25 protein-coding genes and 1 pseudogene are annotated in these 24711 nt (G+C 61.6%); 11 read left to right on the top strand and 15 right to left on the bottom strand.

The genetic code is table 11. The annotated features are described in order from the left end of the window. The first annotated feature begins 2 nt into the window (after window positions 1-2). A complete protein-coding gene (gene galU, locus SIN04_RS11745) occupies window positions 3-893 on the top strand; it encodes a UTP--glucose-1-phosphate uridylyltransferase GalU (RefSeq protein WP_134489378.1) in 891 nt (296 codons plus the stop codon). 59 nt (window positions 894-952) lie between these two features. Here galU and SIN04_RS11740 read toward each other — a convergent pair whose 3' ends face one another. From SIN04_RS11740 to SIN04_RS11730, 3 genes are all read right to left on the bottom strand, one after another. After that, window positions 953-2041 carry an alkene reductase gene (locus tag SIN04_RS11740; protein ID WP_166796028.1) on the bottom strand — a complete coding sequence of 363 codons (1089 nt, stop codon included), beginning with the start codon at window positions 2039-2041 and terminating at the stop codon, window positions 953-955. Window positions 2042-2229: 188 nt separating this feature from the next. Further along, window positions 2230-2484 (bottom strand): DUF2312 domain-containing protein, encoded by a 255-nt coding sequence (locus tag SIN04_RS11735; protein ID WP_134489374.1) that lies wholly within the window; start codon window positions 2482-2484, stop codon window positions 2230-2232. Between the two features lie 161 nt (window positions 2485-2645). Then, complete coding sequence (locus SIN04_RS11730) at window positions 2646-3464, bottom strand: N-formylglutamate amidohydrolase (protein ID WP_341263931.1); 819 nt, start codon at window positions 3462-3464, stop codon at window positions 2646-2648. Window positions 3465-3724: 260 nt separating this feature from the next. On the opposite strand from SIN04_RS11730, the gene SIN04_RS11725 reads away from it, so the two are divergent. Then, window positions 3725-4156 (top strand): DUF1036 domain-containing protein, encoded by a 432-nt coding sequence (locus SIN04_RS11725; protein WP_134489370.1) that lies wholly within the window; start codon window positions 3725-3727, stop codon window positions 4154-4156. Between the two features lie 46 nt (window positions 4157-4202). Continuing rightward, window positions 4203-5675 (top strand): pyruvate kinase, encoded by a 1473-nt coding sequence (gene pyk / locus SIN04_RS11720; protein ID WP_134489368.1) that lies wholly within the window; start codon window positions 4203-4205, stop codon window positions 5673-5675. Window positions 5676-5846: 171 nt separating this feature from the next. Here the strand turns inward: pyk and SIN04_RS11715 are convergent, their stop codons facing one another. Then, window positions 5847-6635, bottom strand: coding sequence for an ETX/MTX2 family pore-forming toxin (locus SIN04_RS11715; protein WP_166795920.1), 789 nt, complete (start codon window positions 6633-6635; stop codon window positions 5847-5849). 185 nt (window positions 6636-6820) lie between these two features. Next, window positions 6821-9010, bottom strand: a complete 2190-nt coding sequence (locus tag SIN04_RS11710) for a transglycosylase domain-containing protein (RefSeq protein WP_134489364.1) — start codon at window positions 9008-9010, stop codon at window positions 6821-6823. A gap of 334 nt (window positions 9011-9344) precedes the next feature. Here SIN04_RS11710 and dnaN point away from each other — a divergent pair, with 334 nt between their 5' ends. Continuing rightward, window positions 9345-10463: a DNA polymerase III subunit beta gene (gene dnaN / locus SIN04_RS11705; RefSeq protein WP_134492467.1), complete on the top strand. Its 1119-nt coding sequence runs from the start codon at window positions 9345-9347 to the stop codon at window positions 10461-10463. A gap of 165 nt (window positions 10464-10628) precedes the next feature. Here dnaN and groL read toward each other — a convergent pair whose 3' ends face one another. Continuing rightward, the gene (gene groL, locus SIN04_RS11700) at window positions 10629-12272 is read right to left on the bottom strand and encodes a chaperonin GroEL (RefSeq protein WP_134489362.1); all 1644 of its coding nucleotides are present in this window, start codon (window positions 12270-12272) and stop codon (window positions 10629-10631) included. Window positions 12273-12320: 48 nt separating this feature from the next. Further along, a complete protein-coding gene (gene groES, locus SIN04_RS11695) occupies window positions 12321-12608 on the bottom strand; it encodes a co-chaperone GroES (protein ID WP_134489360.1) in 288 nt (95 codons plus the stop codon). A 330-nt stretch (window positions 12609-12938) separates the two neighbouring features. Between groES and SIN04_RS11690 the strand changes: the two are divergent. After that, window positions 12939-13055: pseudogene (locus SIN04_RS11690) on the top strand (DNA polymerase III subunit beta); the annotation flags it as partial. A 94-nt stretch (window positions 13056-13149) separates the two neighbouring features. Here the strand turns inward: SIN04_RS11690 and SIN04_RS11685 are convergent. The 3 genes from SIN04_RS11685 to SIN04_RS11675 all read right to left on the bottom strand — a co-directional run bounded on the left by SIN04_RS11685 (window position 13150) and on the right by SIN04_RS11675 (window position 15164). Further along, a complete protein-coding gene (locus SIN04_RS11685) occupies window positions 13150-14271 on the bottom strand; it encodes a hypothetical protein (RefSeq protein ID WP_341263930.1) in 1122 nt (373 codons plus the stop codon). Window positions 14272-14649: 378 nt separating this feature from the next. Continuing rightward, window positions 14650-14976: a type II toxin-antitoxin system PemK/MazF family toxin gene (locus tag SIN04_RS11680; protein WP_134489356.1), complete on the bottom strand. Its 327-nt coding sequence runs from the start codon at window positions 14974-14976 to the stop codon at window positions 14650-14652. After that, the gene (locus SIN04_RS11675) at window positions 14976-15164 is read right to left on the bottom strand and encodes an antitoxin MazE family protein (protein ID WP_197731972.1); all 189 of its coding nucleotides are present in this window, start codon (window positions 15162-15164) and stop codon (window positions 14976-14978) included. The genes SIN04_RS11680 and SIN04_RS11675 overlap by 1 nt, the downstream gene beginning before the upstream one ends. A 226-nt stretch (window positions 15165-15390) precedes the next feature. Between SIN04_RS11675 and efp the strand changes: the two genes are divergently transcribed. The 3 genes from efp (at window position 15391) to SIN04_RS11660 (ending at window position 17382) form a co-directional block, all read left to right on the top strand. Continuing rightward, entirely contained in the window at window positions 15391-15963 is a 573-nt protein-coding gene (efp, locus tag SIN04_RS11670) for an elongation factor P (RefSeq protein WP_134489351.1), read from the top strand. After that, complete coding sequence (locus SIN04_RS11665) at window positions 15960-16751, top strand: inositol monophosphatase family protein (RefSeq protein ID WP_134489349.1); 792 nt, start codon at window positions 15960-15962, stop codon at window positions 16749-16751. The genes efp and SIN04_RS11665 overlap by 4 nt, the downstream gene beginning before the upstream one ends. A 121-nt stretch (window positions 16752-16872) precedes the next feature. After that, window positions 16873-17382 (top strand): DUF2852 domain-containing protein, encoded by a 510-nt coding sequence (locus SIN04_RS11660; RefSeq protein ID WP_244628958.1) that lies wholly within the window; start codon window positions 16873-16875, stop codon window positions 17380-17382. 45 nt (window positions 17383-17427) lie between these two features. On the opposite strand, the gene arfB is transcribed toward SIN04_RS11660, so the two are convergent. After that, window positions 17428-17850 (bottom strand): alternative ribosome rescue aminoacyl-tRNA hydrolase ArfB, encoded by a 423-nt coding sequence (gene arfB / locus SIN04_RS11655; RefSeq protein ID WP_134489347.1) that lies wholly within the window; start codon window positions 17848-17850, stop codon window positions 17428-17430. A 109-nt stretch (window positions 17851-17959) separates the two neighbouring features. Here arfB and SIN04_RS11650 point away from each other — a divergent pair, with 109 nt between their 5' ends. Further along, window positions 17960-18958, top strand: a complete 999-nt coding sequence (locus tag SIN04_RS11650) for an extensin family protein (protein ID WP_341263929.1) — start codon at window positions 17960-17962, stop codon at window positions 18956-18958. Window positions 18959-19275: 317 nt separating this feature from the next. Further along, window positions 19276-19692 (top strand): DUF1236 domain-containing protein, encoded by a 417-nt coding sequence (locus SIN04_RS11645; RefSeq protein ID WP_134489340.1) that lies wholly within the window; start codon window positions 19276-19278, stop codon window positions 19690-19692. Here SIN04_RS11645 and SIN04_RS11640 read toward each other — a convergent pair. Further along, entirely contained in the window at window positions 19689-20558 is an 870-nt protein-coding gene (locus tag SIN04_RS11640; protein ID WP_134489338.1) for a LysR family transcriptional regulator, read from the bottom strand. The two genes, SIN04_RS11645 and SIN04_RS11640, sit on opposite strands and share 4 nt — an antisense overlap. 114 nt (window positions 20559-20672) lie before the next feature. Between SIN04_RS11640 and SIN04_RS11635 the strand changes: the two genes are divergently transcribed. Next, on the top strand, window positions 20673-21728 hold the full coding sequence (locus SIN04_RS11635; protein WP_341263928.1) for a bile acid:sodium symporter family protein: 1056 nt from the start codon (window positions 20673-20675) through the stop codon (window positions 21726-21728). 396 nt (window positions 21729-22124) lie between these two features. Here the strand turns inward: SIN04_RS11635 and SIN04_RS11630 are convergent, their stop codons facing one another. The 3 genes from SIN04_RS11630 to SIN04_RS11620 form a co-directional block, all read right to left on the bottom strand. Next, complete coding sequence (locus SIN04_RS11630) at window positions 22125-22877, bottom strand: DJ-1/PfpI family protein (protein WP_341263927.1); 753 nt, start codon at window positions 22875-22877, stop codon at window positions 22125-22127. 49 nt (window positions 22878-22926) lie between these two features. Continuing rightward, complete coding sequence (locus SIN04_RS11625) at window positions 22927-23688, bottom strand: MBL fold metallo-hydrolase (RefSeq protein WP_134489334.1); 762 nt, start codon at window positions 23686-23688, stop codon at window positions 22927-22929. Window positions 23689-23798: 110 nt separating this feature from the next. Then, complete coding sequence (locus tag SIN04_RS11620) at window positions 23799-24605, bottom strand: alpha/beta fold hydrolase (RefSeq protein WP_134489332.1); 807 nt, start codon at window positions 24603-24605, stop codon at window positions 23799-23801. Window positions 24606-24711: the final 106 nt, after the last annotated feature.

The following is a 24711-nucleotide window of genomic DNA, read 5'->3' as shown; positions in this document are numbered from 1 at the left end:
AAATGACGAAGCGCATTCGCAAGGCGGTTTTTCCAGTTGCGGGTTTGGGGACAAGATTTCTTCCAGCGACCAAATCGGTTCCCAAAGAGATGCTGACGATCGTTGATCGTCCCGTTCTGCAGCATGTCGTCGATGAGGCCCGCGAGGCCGGAATCGAGCATTTCATTTTCGTCACGGGGCGGAACAAGGCGGTGATCGAGGACCATTTCGACATCGCCTATGAGCTTGACGATACGCTGCAAAAGCGCGGAAAGTTAAAAGAATACAATGCGTTGAAGGAGCAGTTGCCGCCCGCTGGCGCGACCAGCTTCACGCGCCAGCAAGCGCCGCTCGGCCTCGGCCATGCGATCTGGTGCGCGCGTGAACTCGTCGGCGATGAGCCTTTCGCGGTTCTCTTGCCGGATATGGTGACGATGGCGGGCGCCCCGAAATCAGGCCGCTGCCTCGCCCAATGCATCGCAGCTTATGAGAAGCACGGCGGCAATATCATCGCCGTCGAGGAAGTCGCGCCGGAAGAAACGCATCAGTACGGAATTGTCTCGATAGGCAAGGATTTCGGCGGCTCCTTCGAGATCACGGGCATGGTGGAGAAGCCGCCGAAGGGAACCGCTCCGTCAAACTCCATCATTTCCGGCCGTTACCTGCTCGGACCCGAGATATTTCCAATACTGGAAAAAATCGAGAAAGGCGCCGGCGGCGAGATTCAATTGACCGACGGCATGAAAGCCCTCGCCGCGACGCAAGCCTTTCATGGCGTCCGGTTCGACGGCAAAACCTATGATTGCGGCTCGAAACTCGGATTTCTCACCGCCAATGTCGCTTTCGCCCTGGCAAGCCCCGAAGTCGCCGGCCCGTTCAAAGCGGAACTGAAGAAAATCCTGGGATCGCTTTAAACCAAGCCCTTGCGCCGGATCAGACGCCGCGGCCGATCCGGCGGGCGTCGGCGCTGTGGTCAGGCCTCTCCAAGGGCGGGGTAATCGGTGTATCCCGTCTCGTCCCCGCCATAGAACGTTTCCTGATGCGGCGCGTTCAGGGGCGCGTCCTCGCGCAGGCGCTCGACGAGATCGGGATTGGAAATGAACAGCTTGCCGAAAGCGATGAGATCGGCGCGGCCGGCGCGCAAGGTCTCGATCGCCAGCTCGCGCGTATAGGCGTTGTTTGCGATATAGGCGCCGCTGAACGCCTTGCGCAGGCCGGCGAAATCGAACGGCCGGTTGTCGCGCGGGCCGCCGGTCGCCCCCTCGATCACGTGAATATAGGCGAGTCCCCGGGCGCTCAGGGCCTCGACGAGCGGGAAAAAGACTTTCTCCGGGCTGCTGTCGATCGCATCATTGGCCGGGCTCACGGGCGAGAGCCGGATGCCGACCCGCGACTTGTCCCAGACGCCAAGGATGGCGTCGGCGACTTCAACCGTAAGGCGGATGCGGTTCTCGACGGAGCCGCCATAGGCGTCCGTGCGCTTGTTGCTTCCATCCTTCAGGAACTGGTCCAGCAGATAGCCATTGGCGCTATGGATTTCGACGCCGTCGAAACCGGCCCGTTTGGCGTTTGCCGCGGCTTTTCTATAGTCCGCGACGATGCGGGGAATTTCGTCGAGGCGTAGGGCGCGGGGCGCGGAGACGTCAACCCGGCCGTTTTCGGTGAAGGTTTGGGTCTTGGCGGTGATGGCCGAAGGGGCGACGGGCTGGCCGCCGCCGGGCTGCAGCGAGCTATGGGAGACGCGGCCGACATGCCAGAGCTGAATGAAGATCAATCCGCCTTCGGCGTGGATTGCGCCGGTGACTTTCTTCCAGCCTTCGATCTGTTCTTCGCTATAGATGCCGGGAGTCCAGATATAGCCCTGTCCTTCCTGCGAGATCTGCGTCGCTTCTGAAATGATGAGGCCGGCGGACGCGCGTTGGCGGTAATATTCGGCGTTGAGGTCGTTTGGCGCGTTCGTGCCCTTGGTCGCGCGGCTGCGGGTCAGGGGGGCCATCACGATGCGGTTGGGCAATTTGAGGTCGCCCAGCTGGAAGGGCGAAAAAAGAACATCGGCATCCACGGTCATTACGCTTTTCCCTCTCGTCACATGTGCCTGAACGCGCCTGGCCTTGGCGACCCTGAAAAGAGTGGGAAGGCGCGGGCGCCATTGCAATGCTGCGGCGCAATTTCCAGCGCGCTCGCAAAGAAAAGCGATTTCCGCCGCAAAGGAGGCGTCGTTGCTTGAACAGGCTTCTCCGTCGGCGTCCGCTATTTCATGTTCAACGCGGACATATAGAGTTCGAGGATCGCCTCCATTTCCATCCGTTCGTCACGATCCTGCTTTCTGATCTTGACGATCTGGCGCACGACCTTGACGTCGAATCCGCGGCCTTTCATTTCCGCATAGACGTCGCGAATATCATCCGAAAGAGCCTTTTTTTCTTCTTCGAGCCGCTCCACGCGCTCGACGAACTGGCTAAGCTCGGCGGCTGCGACGCCGGACTCGGCGATGTCTTTCGTCATTGGCGTATGTCCTTGTTCAAGTGGCGCCGCGCGCTGGCCGGCGGAAAGGCGCTCTCTTCCGGACGGAAAGATAGCGTGGCGCTAGCGTTCGCCAATGTGGCCTTAACGCGCGCCCGTCAAGGCGCGGATCGCACTAATCCCCGCTATTTGCAGGGACAGGCTTAAGCATGACGGCCGGTGCGGCTTTTGTAAAATGCGAGCTGGCGCAATTCGGGACGCTTCAGAACCGCCTGCAAAATCGGCGCGAGGCGCTCGGCATAGGCGATCGCCTGATCCTCGGCGGCGATCAGATCCTGGCGGATCTCGATGAGCAATCCGGCCAGCCCCCGCCTTGTGGCTTCCTCATCCAGTGTGTCGCCTTCGAGGGCGCCGTCATAGGGCTCATTGTCGCCGACCTTGACGCCGGCTTCAGCCAGCGCCGCGATGAGCGGCTTCGCAAGGCGCGGATCGCTGTCCCAGAGAATGCCGATTTCCCAGGGACGCCGCGCGCCTTTCCAGGACGGCGTGAAGGAGTGAATCGAGACGAGCGCCGGCAGCGGCCCCGCCTTCATCATGGCCTCGATATGATGCGAGACGGCGGCGCGGTAGGGGCGCCAATAGCGCGTCAGCCGGCGCTCGATCTCGTCCGCGCTGATCCCGGCGTTGCCCGGAACGATCGCGCCGTCCGACAGCTGCATGACGAGCGTCGGGTCATCCGCGCCGCGATTGGGGTCGATCAGCAGGCGCGAAAAATGCGAAAGAACCGCCGGAGCGTCGAGCAATGCCGCAAGCCTGCGCGTCACGGCGGCGGCGCCGATGTCATAGCCGATATGGCGCTCAAGCTCGCTTCTTGGAAGGCCGAGGGTTCCATAGGAGTCCGGCAGGGCGTTGGCCGCATGATCGCAGATCAGAAGCACGCCGGCGCCGAGCGGGCCATCGATTTGCTCAATAGCGTCATAGGCGGCGGCCGGCTGTAGGCGAGAGCCTGGCGGATGATCCATATGCAGCTCTCCATACGGGCGGGAAACACGGCGGCCTGAAGCCGCCAGCGCGACAAATATAGCATCCCCGCAGACGCGAACAGTTGACGGGATTGGCGCGCAAGGGCTCATCGAAGCGCTGGCCAATCCGTTGCGGCCGGGCTAGAAGAAGAAAATCCGGCTGGCGGCGCCTTTGCGCCGGTCATGGCCACGTTCAAGGCTCACCTCAAGGCCAGGGCAGGCCGCTTTTAATAGTGGATCGAACCGCGACCTTGACGGCGATGAAACAAGCGATTACTCCCGCCTGCATGGCGCTTGGCGTTTTCCTGGCCGCTTCGACGGCGGCCCGCGCTGATTTTCGTCTATGCAACAATGCAACGAGCCGGGTCAGCGTTTCGCTGGCCTATACGGACGGCGAAATGTGGGTGAGCGAGGGCTGGTGGAATTTGAAGCCCGGCGCCTGCGAAACACTGGTTCGCGGTCCGCTCGCGGCTGAATTCTATTACGTCTATGCGATGGACGAGCGCGGCGGGGAATGGAAGGGCAAAGCTTTCATGTGCACGCGCGACCGCGAGTTCCGCATCCTCGGCCGCGAGGATTGTTATGTCCGCGGCTTCGACCGGACCGGCTTTTTCGAGGTCGATACGGGCAAGGAAGCAAAAAACTGGACGGTTCAGCTGACTGATCCGGCTCCGGCCCGGCCAAATCCTTAAGTTTTCGTTCCGAAATCTTATACGTCTTCGTTTCAATGAGGCTCCCATGCGGCGACTGCGACGGTGCAAGATCATTGCGACCATAGGACCGGCTTCGGCCAATCAGGAGACTCTGTCCGCGCTGTTCGAGGCGGGCGCGGACGTGTTCCGCATCAACATGAGCCATGCTTCGCATGATTCGATGCGCGAACAGGTGCGCATGATCCGCGCCGTTCAGCTGGACGCGCGCCGCCCGATCGGCATCCTCCTCGACCTGCAAGGTCCGAAGCTGCGGATCGGCCTGTTCAAGGATCGCGTGGTCAAGCTCGTGAAGGGCGCGACCTTCACGCTGGATTCAAACCCCGAGCCCGGCGATGAGACGCGGGTCTGCCTTCCCCATCCGGAAATTCTGCGCGCGCTCGAGCCCGGCCATACCCTTCTTATCGACGACGGCAAGGTGCGGCTCCACGTCGTCAGCGCCGACAAGGATCACGCGGTCGCGCTCGTCGACGTCGCTGGCGAGATTTCAAATCGCAAAGGCGTGAGCCTGCCCGATACGGAGATTCCGGTTTCTCCGATGACCGATAAGGACAGAGCCGATCTCGAGGCGGGCCTTGAAGCCGGCGTCGATTGGGTCGCTGTCTCTTTCGTGCAACGGCCGGAAGACGTCGCCGAAGTCAAGAAACTCACGCGCGGCCGCGCCTCCGTGATGTCCAAGATCGAAAAGCCGCAGGCGATCGCCAAGCTCGACGAAATCGTCGAGATTTCAGACGGTCTGATGGTGGCGCGCGGCGACCTTGGCGTCGAAATGCCGCTGGAGAAGGTTCCCGGCCTGCAAAAGCGCATCAGCCGCAATGCGCGCCGTCTCGGCAAGCCGGTCGTCGTCGCGACGCAGATGCTGGAGTCGATGATCAATTCGCCGGTGCCGACGCGCGCGGAAGTGTCGGATGTCGCGACCGCCGTGTTCGAGGGCGCGGACGCCGTGATGCTCTCCGCCGAAAGCGCCGCCGGCCATTACCCCGTCGAGGCCGTGGCGACGATGAACAGGATCGCCGAGGAGGTCGAACGCGACGCTTATTACCGCGGCATCATCAATGCGCAGCGCGCAACGCCGGAGGCGACGGGCGCCGACGCCATCGCGGTCGCTGCGCGAAATGTCACCGAAACCCTCGATCTGAAAGCGATCGTCGCCTGGACCTCGTCCGGCGCGACCGCTCTCAGAATCGCGCGCGAACGACCGACCGCGCCAATCCTCGCCTTGACGCCAAATCCCGAAACCGCCGGACGTCTCGCCATCGCCTGGGGCGTCCATGCGGTCGTCACCAAGGATGCGCACGACATCAACGACATGTCCGCGCGGGCGGCGAAATTTGCTTTCCGCGAGGGCTTCGCCAAAGTCGGCGATCGCATCATCATCGTCGCGGGCGTCCCCTTCGGCACGCCGGGCGCGACGAACATGGTGCGCATCGACTTCATCGACGAAGCCGCGACCATCACCGCCGCGCCCAAGATGGAACAGGCGGCGCAGCAGCAGCAATAGCGCGGCGTAAATGCGCCGGAGCCATAGGCCGGTCCAGAGTCGCAGGTCTCAATAAAGTGCGCGATCGACTGAAATCCAGTCGATCGCGCTTTTAAATGTCTGCAGGAAAGCAGAGCGGTCTATAGTTTATCGACAAAGTAAATTGAGTGATTCCTGGCTAAAAGCCACGGTTTAGAGCAGTGCCGTGGTGACGGGTTCGACCTTCACATAAATATCGGAAGCTTCCGAACCGGAGAGATTGCCGGATAAAACGAATGAGCGTTCTGCGTCCGACATCATGGCGGTGACGGGGAAAACCCAGCTCGAATATCCCTTGTCGCCTTTGAGCTTGACTTCGACGAGAACATTTCCGTCGAGCACTTTCACGTTGCAGTTGAACGGCGCGTCAATCTTGCCGATCCGGATATAGCCGATGACCTTCACGGATGTGAGGGGCTTGACCGTAACCTTTTGAAGAAAATTCCATTTGGACGATTCTGTCGTCGAGAAGCTCTGCTCGGCTGAAAAGCTCACCTCGGCGCTCACTTCGACGTTCGCTTCGCCGACCAGAGGCAATTTCGCCTTCACGCCCGCCTTGGCCCCGACCTTGAGGCCTTCGGTGAATTTGAACGACTGGCCGTCCTGGCGCGAATATTCATAGGAGAAGGTCGCCTCGAGCGGATCGTCAGGCGAGGCGTTGGCGTAGGTCTCCTGATGCGCGATCAGGCTTTTCAGTGACTGCTTGACCTCGCCATAGCTGAAATCAGTGATGAGCAGATCGTAATGATCCTGGTAAAACTCGGTGAGGCCCGTCTCGATGGCCGCGAGGTCCGCAACCCTCTGCGTCGCCCCGATAGAGGTCAAATAGTCGATGGCGCGCTGCATGAGAGTCGCCTGATCGATCGTCTGAAACTTCTTGAACAGGGCCGTATTGATGTCGAGTTCATTCTGCGTCGAAACGTTTCGTATTTGAAAGTTCATGGTCATTTCCTCATCTTTGCGCCGGTGATGGCGTCATTGCCCCGGCTATACATTTGATAGCGGGAGATGAGTGACGGTTGAGTGGGATTTCCCACTCGTCAGAGCTTTGCTCGATGGAGTCTTCAGTCGCGACGCGACGGCGCGCTCATCGCTTCGACGCTTACGGCTGCATCTGGCGATCGCGTTTAGCCGCCGAACAGATTGTCGAAGAAATTGCGCTCGCGCGGCGCCGGCCGCGCCTGCGCCGCCTGGCCGGCGTTGGGTATCAGGCCCGGCGGCGCGAACCCATTGCTGCGCGGGCGGGAATCGGCCTGCGCTGCTTGCGCGGGCGCGGCGGGCGAGGCGGGCGAGGGATAGGGCGGATAGACTTGCGCCGCGGGCTGCGAAGGCCATCCGCTCTCCGCCACCGGGGCTGGCGCCGATGGTTCGGCCGGCCAGAAGGGGGCCGGCGCCTGCCACAGGCCGCCCGGCAGCGGCTGCGGCGGAACGCCCTGATGCGCGAAGCGCATATAGCGCGACCAGATCTCGACCGGCAGGTTGCCGCCCGAGGCCTTCCGTGTCGGCGAACTATCGTCATTGCCGAGCCAGACGCCGGTCACGAGGTGGCTCGTATAACCGACGAACCAGGCGTCGCGCCAATCCTGGCTCGTGCCGGTCTTGCCGGCCGCCTGCCAGCCTGGCACCTCGCCCTTGCGCGCCGTGCCGGTCAGCAGCGTCTCCTGCATCATCGTGTTCATCATCGGCAGATAGGCCGGATCGATAACGCGGCCGTTGCTCGCGCCTTTGCGCTGATAGAGCAGCTTGCCGGCCGCCGTCTTCACACGGACGATGATATGCGGCTGCACGCCGATGCCGCCATTGGCGAAGGGCGCATAGGCGGCGACAAGCTCGAGCGGCGAGACCTCCGAGGTGCCAAGCGCGATCGAGGCGTTGGGAGTCAGCTCCGACACGATGCCGAGCCGATGCGCCACCTTGATCACGTTCCTCGCGCCGACTTCGACGCCAAGACGCACCGCGACCGTATTGAGCGAGAGCGACAGGGCTTTGGTCAGCGTCACGGGGCCGAAGTACTGGCGCGAGTAATTCTCCGGCTGCCAGCCTCTCACATTGATCGGCGCATCCTCGCGGATGGTCGCGGGGGTCAGGCCTTTTTCGATCGCGGCGAGATAGACGAAGGGCTTGAAGGCCGAGCCCGGCTGGCGCCTGGCCGCGACCGCCCGGTTGAACTGGCTGTCGGCGTAATTGCGCCCCCCGATGAGCGCCTTGATCGCGCCCTCCGGATCCATCGACACCAGCGCGCCCTGTCCGACGCCGAATTTCGCGCCTTTTTGATCGAGCTCCTCGGTCAGCGCCTTTTCGGCGTTCGCCTGCAGGGCCGGGCTGATCGTCGTCGTCACGGCGATGTCCTGATCGACCGCGCCGACCGTATCGTCGAGGACGTCCATGACATAATCGGCGGCGTAATTGACCGAGCCCGCGCCCGCGCCGCGCACGGCCTGCGCCGGATGGGCGAGGGCGAGCTTGCCCATCGCCTCGGTGATGAAGCCTTCCTGCTCCATCGCCGCGATGACCTGCGCCGCGCGCTCGGTCGCCCCGGCGGGGTTACGGTTCGGCGCCAGCTTGGTCGGCGCCTTCATGAGGCCGGCGAGGACGGCCCCCTCCGCAAGCGTCACATTGCGCGCGCCATGGCCGAAATATTTCTGCGCCGCCGCCTCGACGCCATAGGCGCCCGAGCCGAAATAGACCCGGTTGAGGTAAAGCTCCAGGATCTGGTTCTTGCTATATTTATGCTCCAGCCAGAGCGCGAGAATGGCCTCCTGGATTTTCCGCGAAACGGTCCGCTCCTGCGTCAAAAACAGGTTTTTGGCGAGCTGCTGCGTCAGCGTCGAGCCGCCCTGCATCGCGCCCCCGGCGGCGTTGCGCGTCACGGCGCGCAAAATGCCGAAGGGATCAATGCCCCAATGCGAATAAAAACGCCGGTCCTCGATCGCGATGAACGCCTTGGGCAGATAGGGCGGCAGATCGGCAAGGCGGACCGAAGCGCCGCCGGTGTCGCCGCGATTGGCGAGCAGCGTCCCGTCGTCGGCCAGAATGGCGATGTTCGGCGGACGTTTTGGCACTTCGAGTTGGTCGATCGGCGGCAGTTTCGTCGCGTAAAAGGCGATGACGCCCGCCCCCGCGATCGTCGCCCAGACGAGGGCGGTGAAAAACCAGGAGAGCGAGGTCACGAGAAGCGACCGCCGCCGCCTCGCGCTTCGCCGCGATCCGCTGTTTTTCCGGGCCGGGCTCGTGGAAGGGCTTGCGTTCAACTCTGGCCTCTCCCGCGCCGCCTCGAACGTCGGTTCGCGCCGTTCTTTCGTCTCGCGCTTCCTCATTTCGCCGCGCCGCTGGTCCCCAAATGGCGATGACCCGCCGCCGCGCGCCCTTCGATTTTATGGGCTCGCGGCTTAAAGGCCGGTAAAAACCTTTAAAATTTTAGGCGTCGGCGGCGCTCGCGCCGCGCCAGACGCGCCCTGTCACATATGCCGGGCTTTAAGGTCATTCCAAGGCGCGCGCCGGAGCGCCGGGAAGGCGCTGATTTAGCCGTTGATTTCGGCTCTTCGCGCGCGCGGGAGACTTGCGATTTCGCTTAAGCCGCGCCAAAGTCGCGCCCCCGGCGGGAGACTGATGAGCTTGCGCGCGGAATTGAACGAACGGATTGGACGCGCCATGAAAGTCACCCTTGAGCGAGCGGCCTTGTTGAAGTCGCTCGGCCACGTCCATCGCGTGGTGGAGCGCCGCAACACGATTCCCATTCTCTCCAATGTGCTGCTGCAGGCGCGCGGGCAGACGCTTCTTCTCAAGGCGACCGATCTCGATCTCGAAGTGACGGAGAGCCTTCCGGCCGATGTAGGAGCGGCGGGCGGCACCACGCTGCCGGCGCATACGCTCTATGATATTGTGCGAAAGCTTCCCGATGGCGCGCAGGTCTCGCTCGAAACAACGGGGGAAAGCGGCCAGTTGCAGCTGCGTTCGGGACGTTCGCGGTTCAATCTGCAGACTTTGCCGGACAGCGATTTTCCCGATCTCGCGGCCGGCGAGTTCACCCATGACTTCACCCTCGGCGCGGGCGATCTGAAACGGCTGATCGACAAGACGCAATTCGCCATCTCCACCGAGGAAACGCGCTATTATTTGAACGGCATCTTCCTGCATTCGACCGAGTCCGAAGGCGCCACTGTTTTGCGCGCCGTGGCGACGGACGGGCACAGGCTCGCGCGGGTCGAAATTCCCTGCCCGAAGGGGGCTGTCGGCATGCCGGGCGTCATCGTGCCGCGCAAAGCCGTGGCGGAGGTGCAAAAGCTCATCGAGGACGCCTCGCAGGAAATCCGCATCGAGCTGTCGACGACCAAGGTGCGTTTTACTTTTGGCGATGTGGTGTTGACCTCAAAGCTGATCGACGGCACTTTTCCCGATTACGGCCGGGTCATTCCCTCCGGCAACGACAAGCGCCTCATCGTCGACCGCGCGCCTTTCGCCGCGGCCGTCGATCGCGTCTCGACAATCTCTTCCGAGCGCGGGCGCGCCGTCAAACTCGCGGTGGCGGACGGCAAGCTCACCCTGTCGGTGACCAACCCGGATTCAGGCTCCGCGCAGGAGGAACTGGATGTCGATTACGACTCGACGCCGCTCGATATCGGCTTCAACGCCCGCTATCTGCTCGACATAATGGAGCAACTCGACAGCGACACGGCGCTGTTCAAACTCGCCGATCCCGGCTCGCCGACGCTGGTGGAGGACCGCGACGGCGCAAGCGCGCTCTATGTGCTGATGCCAATGCGCGTGTAGCGGTTCGATCTGATCGACAAGAATATGCCCAAGCCTTTGAATGTGGAGCGATTTTTGACCGATCGAATGCCTCCATTCGATCGGAAAGCCCTTGGGCCGGTCCCGGCTCTGAACGCCTCGGCAATCAGAACCGCGAAGTGACTGGCCCGGCCTGCTGATCCGGCCTCAGAAATCCATGCCGCCCATTCCGCCCATGCCGCCGCCGCCCGGCATAGCGGGGGCGTCCTTCTTCGGATGTTCGGTGATCGTCGCCTCGGTGGTGACAATCAAGCCCGCGATCGACGCGGCGTCCTGCAGGGCCGTGCGGACGACCTTCGTCGGATCAATGATGCCGAGCGCAACAAGATCGCCAAATTCGCCCGTCTGCGCATCGTAGCCGTAGCTATAGTCCTTGGCTTCGAGCAGCTTGCCGACCACGACGGCGCCATCGCCGCCCGAATTGTCGACGATCTGGCGCGCAGGAGCCTGTATCGCTTTGCGAACAATATCGACGCCGGTCTTCTGATCAGGATTTTCGACCTTGACCGCGTCGAGGGCAGGGATGGCGCGCAGAAGCGCGACGCCGCCGCCGGGAGAAATGCCTTCCTCAACCGCCGCGCGGGTGGCGTTGAGGGCGTCATCGACGCGGTCCTTCTTTTCCTTGACCTCGACCTCGGTGGCGCCGCCGACGCGGATCACCGCGACGCCGCCGGCGAGCTTGGCAAGGCGCTCCTGCAGCTTCTCACGGTCATAGTCCGAGGTGGTCTCTTCAATCTGCGCCTTGATTTGGCCAATGCGCCCCTCGATGTCGGCCTTGGCGCCGGCGCCGTCGATGATCGTCGTTGATTCCTTGTCGATATGCACCCGCTTGGCGCGGCCGAGCATCTGCAGCGTGACGTTCTCGAGCTTGATGCCGATTTCTTCCGAGATCAGCGTCCCGTTGGTCAGGATCGCGATGTCCTCGAGCATGGCCTTGCGGCGGTCGCCGAAGCCCGGCGCCTTCACGGCCGCGACCTTCAGGCCGCCGCGCAGCTTGTTGACGACGAGCGTCGCGAGCGCCTCGCCCTCGATGTCCTCGGCTATGATGAGGAACGGCTTGCCGGTCTGCACGACAGCCTCGAGAATCGGCAGCAGGGCCTGCAGGGAGGACAGCTTCTTCTCATGCACGAGGATGTAGGGGTCTTCGAGCTCGGCGCTCATCTTCTCGGCGTTGGTGATGAAATAGGGCGAGAGATAGCCGCGGTCGAACTGCATGCCTTCGACGATTTCCGTCTCGGTGACGAGGCTCTTGGCCTCCTCGACGGTGATCACCCCTTCATTGCCGACCTTCTGCATCGCCTTGGCGATTTCTTCGCCGATGAACTGATCGCCATTGGCCGAAATTTTGCCGATCTGGGCGATCTCATCGTTCGATGAGACTTTCTTCGAATTCTTCTTGAGGTCGGCGACGATCGCTTCGACCGCGAGATCGATGCCACGCTTCAGATCCATCGGGTTGAGGCCGGCGGCCACGGCCTTCGCGCCTTCCCGGGCAATCGAGGCCGCGAGCACGGTCGCCGTGGTCGTGCCGTCGCCGGCGTTGTCGTGCTGCCTCGAGGCGACTTCACGCACGAGCTGGGCGCCGAGGTTCTCGAATTTGTCGGAGAGTTCGATCTCTTTCGCCACCGTCACGCCGTCCTTGGTGATGCGGGGGGCGCCGAAGGATTTCTCGATGACGACGTTGCGGCCTTTCGGGCCGAGCGTGATTTTCACCGCATTGTTGAGAATCTCGACGCCGCGCAGAATGCGATCACGGGCGTCGGTGGAAAAACGGACGTCTTTGGCAGCCATTGTCGTTCGCCTCCTGGCGGGGATAAAACGGGTGCGTGCGCCGCCGGGTTAATCGACGACGCCGAGGATGTCGCTTTCCTTCATGATGAGCAGGTCCTGCCCGTCGATCTTGACCTCTGTGCCCGACCATTTGCCGAAAAGCACCTTGTCTCCGGCCTTCACGTCGAGAGGGATCAGCTTGCCGCTCTCATCGCGCCCGCCCGGGCCGATGGCGATGATTTCGCCTTCCTGCGGCTTTTCCTTGGCGGTGTCGGGGATGATGATCCCGCCCTTGGTTTTCTCTTCGCCCTCGAGGCGCTTGACCACGACCCGATCGTGCAACGGACGGAACGCCATGCCGTTTCCTCCCTGTTTCGGGCCGCCGGGATCGCCAGATGGGACAGATCCCGCGGCGGATAGACCCGAAAGCCTCTTTGCCGCTCTCTTGCGTGGAGCGCCAAAACGGACCGGAGATAGAACCGGCCTCGCGGCCTTTCAACTCCGGCCGCCATACGCGGACCGCATGGCTGCAAGGGTCATACGCTCATCGGATCAGGACTCAAATCGGAAAGATTCGTCCGGCCGGCCCCTCACAGTGTTGCGCCGGCTCAGTTGCTCGCCTTGCGGCAGAATGCCGTCGCCGCGCAGCAGGGATTGAAGCACATGCCTCTGAAAGCCGCATCATGCGCCGCCGCCGTCGATCGCGTCTCGACGATTTCCTCCGGGCGCGGACGCGCCGTGAAGCTCGCGGTGGCGGACGGCAAGCTAACTTTGTCCGCGACCAACCCGGATTCAGGTTCGGCGTAGGAGGAGCTGGATGTCGATGATGACTCGACGCCGCTCGACATCGGCTTCAACGCCCGTATTCGCTGATGCCTATGCGGGTGTGAGGGATTAGTTAGTCTTGATCCTCTTCTAGGTTTGCCCGCGTAACATATTTACTCAAGCTATTTTCAGTTAGGACGGTATCGAATTCTTCCGCCGGGATCTTGTTACTTTTGCGCAACGCTGCGATTACGCTAGGTAGCGCTTTGCTTTCACGTATTTGTGAGTTATGCTGAATCCCTCGAATAATTAGAAATTGTTGATCTGCGGAAAAGTCTAAATAACGCCAATTAGCTATGTCGGATCCGAATTGATTTGCTTCGGCATAGTTTTTAACTTTTAGATAAAGCTCGATATATTTTTCAGCTACTGCTGGCGGGAGATAAAAGAAGGGTGCGGCTATGATTTCATCTCTGGAGGAAATCTGTACCCTCGCAGTTGCGTAGTTATTTAATGGTTCATAATCTAGTAAATCGTCTATATATATAAAGTAACAAGTGGGTAAATTCTGAACAAAAATCTCAATTTTTGTCCTCACGTCTATATCTATGGCAGGCCAGCGCCCAATTCCTTTGGCGATGAGCAACACGCCGTCAATTAACTTGTTGTCTGGTAATCCGCGAATCAGCGGCGGCAGGCTTTCGCAAATCACCTTGTCGAACACATTATGCTGTAATTGGCTGATTGCATGGAGAGCCGTACGCATGCGCGCCGCCAAATTGTAGTCAGTTGGCGCCGGCAATAGCCGCTTGAGAAGGATTACGATAAGATTTCGAACTAATGTTTCACGTGGTTTGTTGAGAGGACCGCTCGAAAACACGGATCGAGCCTTGTCCACATCAATAGGAAAATATTCAGATTCGACCTGGCGCAACAGCCGATCAAGGGCATACTTCCCCTGAACTGGCTGATGCTGCAAGAGATGAACCACCGCCGAACGGATATGCAAGCGAGCCAATTCACCCGGCGGAACAAAAGCTTGATCCGCCGATACGAGAGACGGATGGGCGCATCGATTCCGATCATCGCGCAACCTGACCAAATCGTCGTATTCAAGCGGCGATATTAGGTCGAATTGGCTCTTAGCGACCTCGATAAGCTCACGCTCAAGTTGGAGCGAGGTAGACACATTTGCGTTTACACGAGCTTTCTCAATTTTTTCCAAATGTTGTTCGGCTGCCTTGTCCCCGGCCAACGCCAATTCTCTAAGCTTGTCGATAATGTCGTAGCAGACTGCGATCCATGTGGAAACGATTGCGGATCGAAAGGCTCCTGAGCGATAACATGACACGGCCTCTTCGATGTAGAGCCGAGACTTCTCGTCTCTGCACAGAAGGATAAGCTCATCGAGGTCCGCTAAGGTACTAGTTCTAAGCATAGTAAAATCCACTTGAAGTCGGCCGCCTTGTTCCAAGCTTAGAAAGACTGTCAATGGTCAAGGCGGTGCTTTCGATTTCTGTGTGCATCGTAGCCGTGAAGATCGATGGGGTGACCTCGGCAACGGCGCGTTCAATCAAGCAGAAAAAACTCATCGATGACGGAAACTCAACGTATGCCGCCCCCGCCCGCAAAATCACACAATTCCCAAAAACAACGCCAGTGCGCGATTGACGCGCAGGAGCAGGGCGTCGTCGGCTTGGCCGATCACGTCGCCGATCTTGGCGATGGGAACGACAGTGAGTTTGTCGATCGCGATTTGAGAAATCTCTCGCAATCCATTTCGGGGGGAAGGCGAGACTTCCAACCGAAACAAATCCGCATCGTCGCGCAGCGTCGTCGTCAAGGGACAAATGATGGCGGACGGCAGTTCGGCGAAAAGATCACTTTGCATGACGAGCGCGGGACGCGGCTTGCCGTAATCGCCCGATGTCGCAACGACCACGAATTGGCCGCGCTTCATTACGGCTCGGGCCATTCATAGACGCTGGCGACAAAGCGCATGATCTCATCGCCAGCCGGATCGCTGGCGGCGACGGCGCGCGCCTGAGCGCGGCATTTTTCGGCAAAATCGGGGGCGCGGCTGTCCGGCGCCCAGATTTGCACGGGGCGCAGACCCGCCGCCCGCATCCTCTGGCGATAACTCGCCATGCGCTTTTGCGGCGGCGCTGGACTTAACTGCCTCGGTCGACGCGGCATCCTGAGAACCCCTGAGTCTCTGTAACATGTTACACTAAGCGGCGAAACCTGTCACGATCCTTTTCAACTCGCGTCCTAACCCGCCGACCGGGCGGTTGACGCATCGCTGCCCGGCAGGCATTGAAGCGCACGCCTTACAAACCCGCATCGCGCGCCGTTGCCGGAGCCAAAAAATCAAATGCCCAAAATCAATGGAAACCAGATTGCGCCCGGCGCCGTCATCGAGCATGACGGCGGGCTTTGGGTCGCCGTCAAAACCAACGCCGTAAAACCCGGCAAGGGCGGCGCCTTCAATCAGGTGGAGCTCAAAAACCTGATCGACGGCCGCAAGCTGAACGAGCGCTTCCGCGCCGACGAGACCGTCGAGGCGATCGACCTTGAGCTCAAGGATTTTAGTTATCTCTACGCCGAGGGCGAAAACCTCGTGTTCATGGACCTTGAAAGCTATGAGCAGATCGAGCTCGCCAAGGACTGGATCGGCGAGCGCGCCGCCTTTTTGCAGGACGGCATGAAGGTCACGCTTCAGATGCATGAGGCGCGCCCGATCTCGATCCGGCTGCCGGCCTATGTCACCTTGCAGATCGTCGAGGCGGACCCGGTCGTGCGCGGCCAGACGGCCGCCTCGTCCTATAAATCCGCCGTGCTGGAAAATGGCCTGCGCGTGCTGGTGCCGCCCTTCATCGCGAGCGGCGAAAAAATCGTCGTCGACACCAATGAAGTCACTTACATGCGCAGGGCTGACGAGAAATGATCCGATCCGCTCTTATGAATGTGATGACCGCCGCCGCCATCAAGGCGGGGCGCGGCCTGAAGCGTGACTTCGGCGAAGTCGAGAATCTGCAGGTCTCGGTCAAGGGGCCGGGCGATTTCGTCACCGCCGCCGACAAGCGCGCCGAAAAAGTGCTCTATGAGGAACTGGCGAAAGCCCGCCCCGGCTATGGCTTTATCCTCGAGGAAAGCGGCGAGATCGAAGGGTCGGACAAGAGCCACACCTGGATCATCGACCCGCTCGACGGCACCACAAATTTTCTGCACGGCCTGCCGATCTTCGGCATTTCGATCGGGCTTGTGCGGGAAGGCCAGATCGTCGCGGGCCTCGTCTATAATCCGGCCAATGACGATATGTTCATCGCCGAAAAAGGGCAGGGCGCTTATCTCAACAACCGGCGCCTGCGCGTCGCCGCGCGCCGGGACCTTTCCGATGCGCTGATCGGCTGCGGCGTGCCGCATCTGGGCAAGGCGGACGGCCACGCGCAATTCAAGACGGAACTCGCCGCCGTCATGGCGAAGGCCGGCAATGTCCGCCGTCTCGGCTCGGCGGCGCTGGATCTCTGCTATGTCGCCGCCGGCAATTATGACGGCTTCTGGGAGCGCGGCCTGAAGTCCTGGGACATGGCCGCCGGGATCATCATGATCAAGGAGGCGGGCGGCTTCGTCACCGACGCCGACGGCGGCGTGGACATGCTGGGCAAGGGCTCGGTCTGCGCCGGCAATGACGTGATCCAGCGCGCTTTGCTGGCGCTGATCAAGCAGGCGTGAGCTTTACGGGCAGAAACATTAATTTCGCGCGGCGCAGCTCGACGAAATAAAAAAGCTCCTTACATCTATGTCGTCACCGGCCCCTTTCGTTGCGGCGTCCGGCGAACAGGGAGCTTTGAAGATGAGCCCAGACATGGGAAAGCCTTTTGATCCCGGCTTCAATCGGTCGAGCGCCGCCGCGGCGCGGCGCTCTTGCGGCGGACGCAGCTGGAGGCCGCTGGAAATAGCGGCGATGGTCGCCGGCTTCGCACTCTATTGGCCGCTCGGACTTGCCGTCATCGCCTGGAAGTTCTGGCAGAAGAAAAGCGGCTATGAGGGGGATCTTTTCTCCTTCACGCGCGAAAAATGGGAAGGCGCCTCCAATTGGAGCTTTGGCGCCTGCGCCTCTCAAGGGCGGGGCTTTGCCGCGCGCAGCTGGCGCAACGCCGGGTTTGGCTCCAGCGGCAACCGCGCTTTCGATGAATGGCGCGAGGGCGAACTCGCCCGCCTCGAAGAGGAGCGCCGCAAGCTCGTCGCCGCCGAGCGCGAATTCGCGGAGTTTTTAGAGAACCTCCGCCATGCGCGCGATCGCGAGGAGTTCGACCGCTTCATGCAGGAGCGGCGCAACCAGCAAGGCACGACTTCGATCTGAATTTAAGGCGCCCTTCGCGGCGCCTTATTTTTGCGCGGGGGCTTTCTATTCGGAAGGCCCGCGCCGCAGTTTTTTGGTTTCGCCGCGCTGCACCTTCGTGTCGACGCGGCGTCTTTTCGCCGCAAGACTGGGGCGCGTCTTGACGCGAAATTTCGGCCGCTCCGCCGCCGCGGCGATCAGCGCGACAAGCCGCGCGATGGCGTCCTTGCGGTTCAGCTCCTGCGAGCGGAAATTTTGCGCAAAGATCACGATCGCGCCGTCCTTCGTGGCGCGCGCCCCGGCGAGGCGCAGCAGGCGGCGCTTGACGGCGGGTTCGAGCGAGGGCGAGTTCTCGACGTCAAAACGCAGCTGCGCGGCCGTCTCGACCTTATTGACATTCTGTCCGCCGGGGCCGCTCGACCGCACGAAGGTCAGGCCGATTTCGGCCTCGTCGATCGAGACATGCGGCGTTGCTTCGATCCGCGCCACGGCTTCTCTCCTTAGGCTTGCGCCGCGATCAATTCAGCATCCATTAACCGCGATGCTTTAGCACCGCTTAAAGATTCGCGCTCATCTTTACGCGATGGCGCGTCGCATCTTGCCATTTGTCCTCATCGGGGCGCTCTTTGGAACGCTGGCGGGGTGCTCCAATTACGTTGGGGCGCGACGCCCGCCTTGGCGCGCGCAGGCGGAAAACGCCTGTTTCGCGCAAAGACCGTTCCAGCTCTCGGCCTATGTCCAGCCGGCGCGCGAAATCGACGGTCCCGGCATTTGCGGGCTGACGCGGCCTTTAAGGGTGACGGCCCTCGAGGATGGCGCGGTCGGCTTCAACGCCCCCTATACGCTCGATTGCCCGATGGTTGCGGCGCTGAATGAATGGCTGCGCGATGTGGTGCAGCCGACGGCCGAGGCGCGTTTCGGGCAAAGGGTCGTCGAAATCATCGGCATGGGCGCCTATAGCTGCCGCGGCATGAACGGCATTCCCGGCGCGCGCATCTCCGAACATGCCTTCGGCAACGCCATCGACGTCGGCGGATTCCGCCTCGCCGACGGCCGCGAGATTTCGATCGTGCGCGACTGGACACGCGGCGACGATCAGACCCGCGCCTTTTTGCAGGATGTCCATATGGGCGCCTGCGCGCATTTCACCACGGTGCTGGGGCCGGGCGCCAATGTGTTCCACTACAATCACATCCATGTCGATCTCGCCATGCATGGCAATTCGTCGACCGGGCTGCGGCGGATCTGCAAGCCCCTCCTGCGGCCAAACCCGACGCCGGCGCTGCCCCCGGACGGCCTGCCGGATGCGCCGGATCTCGACGAAGAGATCGATACGGCGCAGAACAAGGTCTTGAAAGATGACGCTCGCGCCTTGCAAAGCGATATTTTGCAGGTGGGACCGGGGCCGGGTCCGACGGCGCGCATTCCGGACCAGTATTTTACCTCGGCGATGAAGCCGCCGGCTCCAATTCCGATGACGCGTCCCTCAACGGTGAGAGCCTACGCGCCGGCGTCCGCGCCGCTCCCAGCCGCTTCGGTTCCGGAGGGAAGCCCCTCCGAGTGGGATCTGACATCCTCGATTCCACAGCGGCGCTGACTGGCGCAATCGCGCCGGCGGCGCCCGCGAGAGGCGGAACCGGGTCGATGCTCGTGCGTTCCGGCGGTGAATTTGTCTCAGGCGCAGCTTTTGCGCAGGACACGACAGTTATTCAAAAAGACGGTCCAGACGCGGACAGGACGATAATTCAGCATCGTAGCGCGGATGACGACGCCAATGATCGGGTATGCACCCGCGGCGACGCCGGATGTTCGAGCAAAACTGTCACGAAGACTGACGAAAACGGTGACAGTGTCTCGAAGACCAAATCGAATTGCTGAACGAAGGCAGATTTATTTTTATGATAAGAGGTCCCCATGTCATCTCATAAACTGATTATTTGCGCCTTCGCGGCGGCAACACTCTCCGCGGGATCGGCCCAGGCGCAAGGGCTCGTCCGGGGCGCCGAACATGGAGCTGAGCAGGGCGGCGACGCCGCAGGTCCGGTCGGGGCTGTCGTTGGCGGCGCTGTTGGCGCAGCGACGGGCGTCGTTGGCGGCATTCTGGGCGTCGACGATAGGCCGCGTTTCCGCACCTATGTGGAGCATGAGCGTGTGCCGTCGTATCGCTACGACGACGATGTGCGCGTCGGCGCCGTTCTTCCAGAGGAGGGCGTCACCTATTACGATGTCCCGGCTGAGTATCACGTAAGAGGATACCGGTACACAGTCGTCAACGACCGGCCGGTTCTGGTCGACCCGCGGACGCGGCGTGTTGTCGAGGTGATCGACTAGCTCGCAGCTATCCGGATACGGCCGGCGTTCGAGAGGATCGCCGCCGCCAGCGCATTGGCGGCGTCGTTCCCGGCGCCGCCTCCGACCACGACGAATTCGATTTGTCCGAGGGGCGGCAGATGACGCGACGCGGCGAGCGGGCCAAGCCCCTGGGGTATCAGCCGCGTGGAGTGGGCGGCGACGCCGAGCCCTGCGAGCGCCGCGGCCCTGATCCCGCTGAGGCTATCGCTGGTGCAGACGACGCGCCAGGACTGTTTCGCAATTTCGAGAGCCTCGAGAGCTCTCGCGCGGGTAATGCTCGGCGGCGGAAAAAGAATGAGCGGCAGCGGCGCATCTGCGGCCAGATGAAGCCCAGGCCGGCCGATCCAGGCAAGATCCTCGCGCCAGGCCGAGCGGCCGCGCTCGTCGCCTCGCCGCCGCTTGACGAAGATGAGATCGAGGTCGCCCGCGTCATAGCGTTCATAAAGGATGCCGCTGAGGCCGACCGTGAGTTCAAGATCGACCGCGTTATGCTTCTTTGTGAATTCCGCGAGCACGTCGGGCAGGGCGGAAAAGACGAAATCCTCGGAGGCGCCGAAGCGGACATGCCCGCGGAGAATGGAGCCGGTCAAAACCCCCTCGATGCGCGCATTCGCCTCCAGCGCTTGCCGCGCAAAAGGCAGGACGGCGTCTCCGTCTGGCGTGAGCGCGACAGAATGCGTGTCCCGCGACAACAGGCGGCGGTCTGTTCTCTGCTCGAGCCGCGATATATGTTGGCTGACAGTCGATTGACTGACGCCCAACTGCTGAGCCGCCAAAGTGAAGCTCTTGGTTTCGGCGACGGCGACGAGGCTGCGCAGAAGAACGGGATCAATCAGGTCACGCATGCTGGATTCTGGGACCGGTTATTGCGATATCGAAATACTATTATTTAATTTATCATATATCGTCATAACGAAGGCCGTGCTAGATAAAAGAATGGGTGTAGCCAGGGTTTCGAGATGATCGGCCGCAAAATTCTGTCTCGTTTTGGGATTGATCCCTATCTGCTCATGCTGATCGGAACGGTGGCGCTCGCAGCGGCGATCCCGGCGCGCGGCATCGGCGCGGAGGCGATGCATTATGCGGTTTACGGCGTCGTCGCGCTGCTGTTCTTTCTCTATGGCGCGCGACTGTCGCCGGAGGCGGTGGCGGAGGGCCTCATGCACTGGCGGCTGCAATCGCTGGTTTTCAGCTCAACCTTCATCCTTTTCCCGCTGATCGGACTGGCGGTCGTAGCAGTGGCGCGTCCGTGGCTGCCGGCCGATCTCGCGATCGGGCTCATGTATGTCTGCGTCCTCCCGTCGACGATCCAGTCGTCAATCGCCTTTACGTCAATCGCGCGGGGCAATGTGCCGGCGGCGCTGTGCAGTGCTTCCGCCTCCAATCTCTTCGGCATCGTTATGACGCCGGCTCTCGTCGCTTTCCTTTTGAGTTCGCACGGTCCGGGCTTCAGCCTTGAGGCGCTGGAAGACGTCGCATTGCAACTCCTTCTACCGTTCGCGGCGGGACAGTTTCTGCGCCCCTGGATCGGCCGATGGCTGAGCGCGCACAAGAGCCTGACCTCTGTCGTCGATCGCGGCTCAATCCTGTTGATCGTCTATGCCGCCTTTAGCGAAGGCATGGTGGCGGGCGTCTGGTCGCAGCTGAGCTGGCAGAGCCTCGCGCTCGTTCTGGCGCTCGATCTCTTGATTCTTTTCGCAGTGCTGCTGATCACGACCTTCGCCAGCCGCCGCCTTGGTTTTTCGAAAGAGGACGAGATCGCCATTGTTTTCTGCGGCTCAAAAAAGAGCATGGCGAGCGGCATTCCGATGGCGAACATCCTGTTTCCCGGCCAGGCGCTCGGCCTTCTCGTGTTGCCTTTGATGCTGTTCCATCAGGTCCAACTCTTTGCCTGTGCGATTCTTGCCCAGCGTTATGCGCGGCGTTCGGCGCCAGGGGAGACGGTGGCGCATCCACAGAATGACAGGGCGCCCTATGCGCGGCCAGGCGGCGGGGATGCTTTGGCGGCGGAATGAATCCGTCGCCCGCTCCGGCGAAGGCGCCATAACATTCAGTGCGAGCGGCCAGCGACGGTCGCTCCCGGCGCTTCGATCAACTGCTGCTGCAAGAAGGATTGGTTGCGGGGGCGTGCAACACCCGATTCTTGCGATTGGTCGAACGCCAAATCCCTAAGCTTGCCGCCTAGCGTAACTCATTGCTTCGCCCGAAAGCGGCCACCCAACGGTTAAGCCAACAGATGGCAGTCTATGCGCGAAATTGCTGGATTTTTGCCAGAGCGCTTCTGGGAAAGCGGGCCGATATAGCAGGCAGTGTGGGAGCTGAGGCAGGGGAAGCCATCGTCAGGCTGCCTCCGGCTCAGGCCAGGCCGGAACCGGAGGCATTCGGGTCTTCCTTCGATTTGCAGGGCGGCGTCAGGCCGCGCTGGCCGTGAAACTGTCGATTGCGCCTTTGCGGTAATCGGCGACCAGCGGCTCCATGATGGCCTCGAACTGGGAGACCAGTGCGGGATCTGCCTTGGCGGGAACGCCCATCCCGTAGATAGGGTGGGGATCGTATTCGATGATGACCTCAGCCAGTTGCGCGGCGATGCGGCCGAATGCTGCCTCGACAACAAGAAAGGCGGCCTCGAAGCTGCCCACGCCCGGCCCGGCGGTATAGAGATTGCCATCGACCGTGACGCCATGGCCCGCCGGGATCACCTCGCGCACGCCCAGTTGATCGAGGATCGGCAAGGCGTTATGGCTGGCCGTCACGCGCCGGTCTTTCAGAATGCCCACCGCGCCAAACACCAGCACGCCGTTGCAGATACCGATGTTGAAGCGCGCGGATTTTGCCTTTTCCGCCACGAAAGCGATCACTTCAGGATCGTTCTGCACTTCGGGCGCCAGCATCGGAATGGCCAGCAAGTCGAGCGTTTCCGGGCAATCAGCAAAGGTGGTGGTAGGCTTGGTCCACCAGTTCGGGAAGCCCTCGACCAGCTCGTCGGTCTTCCACAGGAGATGGATTTCCACCCCCGGCATCAGGCCCAGCACGGTCTGCACGCCCACCATGTCCATCGGCACGAATCCGGGGCCGATGATGATCCCGACGTGGAAGGGCTTTGCGCCTTCAGGCGCGGCAACGGCACGGAGGTGATTGAGCGAGGGAAGGTCGGTGGGTTTCATGAGAGATGTCCTGCGATAGGCCGGATCGTCCCGGCAGTGGTTGACGTGCTCAGTGTGTGTGGTGATGGCACTCGCCTGAGGCGCAGGAATTGCCGCCCAGCGTGGCGAGAGTGCGGGCGTGGCGTAGTACTTCAGGGGCTTCCAGGGGGCCGCCATGGCCCATGTGGAAGCGCTTGCCGCCGCTCTCGACCATGCGCATCAATTCGCGCGAAACCGTCGCAGGGTCGTCCTCGAAGGGAGGACGGATCGCGCGCCCCTTGAAGATCATGCCGCCAATCAGGATGCCCGAGGCGATCAGGTCGCCGACCATCCGGTCTTCCGACGACAATTCCACTGCAATGGAGCCCGGCGTGTGGCCGCCTGTATGCCGCACGATACCATCAACCCCGAAGTCGAGCAGATTGAACGTGTGACCGTTGGTCATCATGATGTCAGGGACGAACCCTTCGTAAGGCTCGTGCGGGACCGGCGTCTTGAGGAACAGCTTACCGACCCAGCTGGTCGTGCAGTAGGTCATCTTTTCTTTGCGACTGTAGAAATCGGCATCATCCTGATGCGCGAGAATGGGCGCGCCCGACAGCTCGCGAAGGCGGGACGCGCTGCCGGCATGGTCGGTATGGGCATGAGTAACGACGATCAGCTTGATGTCGCGGAACGTCAGCCCGTGCTGGGCCAGAACCTTGCCGATCTTGCGTTCCGAACCGGGAATGCCGGCGTCGATGAGAACGCAGCCTGCCTCGCTGCGGATGAGGTGAGCGTTGACCATGCCGAACGGCAGGATCGGGATGGGTATGATTTGGGTCTCGAACATGGGACCATCCTTGGTTGAGCGCCCGCCCGTGAGAGGCGGCGCATCCGGTCGTGAAAGGGACGCCATCAGGCTTTCTGTGCCAGGCGCTCGTTGGTGGGCGTGCGTAAAGGTCACGGCTCGACGCTTGCAGGTGTCGCCGTCGACAGTGAGTTCGCGAAGTTCGCGATGATCCGGGCGAGCGTCCGGGGGGTCTCGAGCATCGACAGGTGTCCTGTCCCGGGCAGCACGTGCAAAACGGCATGCGGAACGCGGGTAAGAAGTTCTGCTTTCAACAAATCGACGCTGTCGACGCGGTCCAGTTCGCCGGCGACGACGAGCGTCGGCGCCGTGATGGTGGTGACCTTGTCCGAGATGTCTTCCAGGCTCGTCGCGCTCGGCCAAGCCGCCTTCGCTTGCGGCGCACCACGCAGGCTGTCTTCTATGACCTGCTCCCGGTCGGCTGCTGGGAGCGGCTTTGCTGTCAGCACTTTGTCGATCGTCGCTTCGACCGCTTCGCGGCTTGAATAGGCTTGCGCCATCATCTCCCGCGCCTCAGTAGGCATGCGCATCGGCTGGGGTGGCGACGGCGCGACCAGAACGAGGCCGGCAAGCCCCTGCGGCCGGCGCGAGGCCATCAACTGAGCGACCTTGCCGCCCATCGAATGGCCGACGAGCACGTAGTCTCGCAGGTTCAGCGCCTCGATGACGCCTTCGGCATCGGCGGCGAGGTCGGTCAGTGCGTAGCCGCTTAGCGGCGCTTCAGACTGGCCCCAGCCGCGGTGGTCGATCGAGAAGGTCCGATGCGACTCCGACAGGATCGCCGTGACATGGTCCCAGGTGCGCGACGAGCCGCCCCAATAATGCAGAAAGACAAGCGGGAGGCCTTCACTGCCGCGCTCGTCGACATAAATTCTGATTCCGTTTGATGCGATTTGCACAGCTCTTGCTCCTCGGCCCAGAAAATTGCGTCGCGCCCAAATGGCACGGGGGGAACATAAAGATTCCACTCTGGATCGATAATGACCGCCCTGATATCATCATCCG

Source organism: Methylocella tundrae (assembly GCF_038024855.1).
Lineage (GTDB): Bacteria > Pseudomonadota > Alphaproteobacteria > Rhizobiales > Beijerinckiaceae > Methylocapsa > Methylocapsa tundrae.
This window is presented reverse-complemented; position numbering and strand designations above follow the sequence as displayed.

Excerpts from the sequence above, each read along its gene's own strand:
- SIN04_RS11640 (WP_134489338.1), bottom strand. The coding sequence starts at position 20,558 with ATGCGTGACCTGATTGATCCCGTTCTTCTGCGCAGCCTCGTCGCCGTC.
- SIN04_RS11645 (WP_134489340.1), top strand. The coding sequence starts at position 19,276 with ATGTCATCTCATAAACTGATTATTTGCGCCTTCGCGGCGGCAACACTC.
- pyk (WP_134489368.1), top strand. The coding sequence starts at position 4,203 with ATGCGGCGACTGCGACGGTGCAAGATCATTGCGACCATAGGACCGGCT.
- SIN04_RS11715 (WP_166795920.1), bottom strand. The coding sequence starts at position 6,635 with ATGAACTTTCAAATACGAAACGTTTCGACGCAGAATGAACTCGACATC.
- groES (WP_134489360.1), bottom strand. The coding sequence starts at position 12,608 with ATGGCGTTCCGTCCGTTGCACGATCGGGTCGTGGTCAAGCGCCTCGAG.
- SIN04_RS11735 (WP_134489374.1), bottom strand. The coding sequence starts at position 2,484 with ATGACGAAAGACATCGCCGAGTCCGGCGTCGCAGCCGCCGAGCTTAGC.
- SIN04_RS11730 (WP_341263931.1), bottom strand. The coding sequence starts at position 3,464 with ATGGATCATCCGCCAGGCTCTCGCCTACAGCCGGCCGCCGCCTATGAC.
- dnaN (WP_134492467.1), top strand. The coding sequence starts at position 9,345 with ATGAAAGTCACCCTTGAGCGAGCGGCCTTGTTGAAGTCGCTCGGCCAC.
- SIN04_RS11725 (WP_134489370.1), top strand. The coding sequence starts at position 3,725 with ATGAAACAAGCGATTACTCCCGCCTGCATGGCGCTTGGCGTTTTCCTG.
- groL (WP_134489362.1), bottom strand. The coding sequence starts at position 12,272 with ATGGCTGCCAAAGACGTCCGTTTTTCCACCGACGCCCGTGATCGCATT.
- SIN04_RS11665 (WP_134489349.1), top strand. The coding sequence starts at position 15,960 with ATGATCCGATCCGCTCTTATGAATGTGATGACCGCCGCCGCCATCAAG.
- SIN04_RS11635 (WP_341263928.1), top strand. The coding sequence starts at position 20,673 with ATGATCGGCCGCAAAATTCTGTCTCGTTTTGGGATTGATCCCTATCTG.
- SIN04_RS11675 (WP_197731972.1), bottom strand. The coding sequence starts at position 15,164 with ATGGCGAGTTATCGCCAGAGGATGCGGGCGGCGGGTCTGCGCCCCGTG.
- SIN04_RS11630 (WP_341263927.1), bottom strand. The coding sequence starts at position 22,877 with ATGAAACCCACCGACCTTCCCTCGCTCAATCACCTCCGTGCCGTTGCC.
- SIN04_RS11660 (WP_244628958.1), top strand. The coding sequence starts at position 16,873 with ATGAGCCCAGACATGGGAAAGCCTTTTGATCCCGGCTTCAATCGGTCG.
- SIN04_RS11625 (WP_134489334.1), bottom strand. The coding sequence starts at position 23,688 with ATGTTCGAGACCCAAATCATACCCATCCCGATCCTGCCGTTCGGCATG.
- SIN04_RS11710 (WP_134489364.1), bottom strand. The coding sequence starts at position 9,010 with ATGAGGAAGCGCGAGACGAAAGAACGGCGCGAACCGACGTTCGAGGCG.
- galU (WP_134489378.1), top strand. The coding sequence starts at position 3 with ATGACGAAGCGCATTCGCAAGGCGGTTTTTCCAGTTGCGGGTTTGGGG.
- SIN04_RS11680 (WP_134489356.1), bottom strand. The coding sequence starts at position 14,976 with ATGAAGCGCGGCCAATTCGTGGTCGTTGCGACATCGGGCGATTACGGC.
- efp (WP_134489351.1), top strand. The coding sequence starts at position 15,391 with ATGCCCAAAATCAATGGAAACCAGATTGCGCCCGGCGCCGTCATCGAG.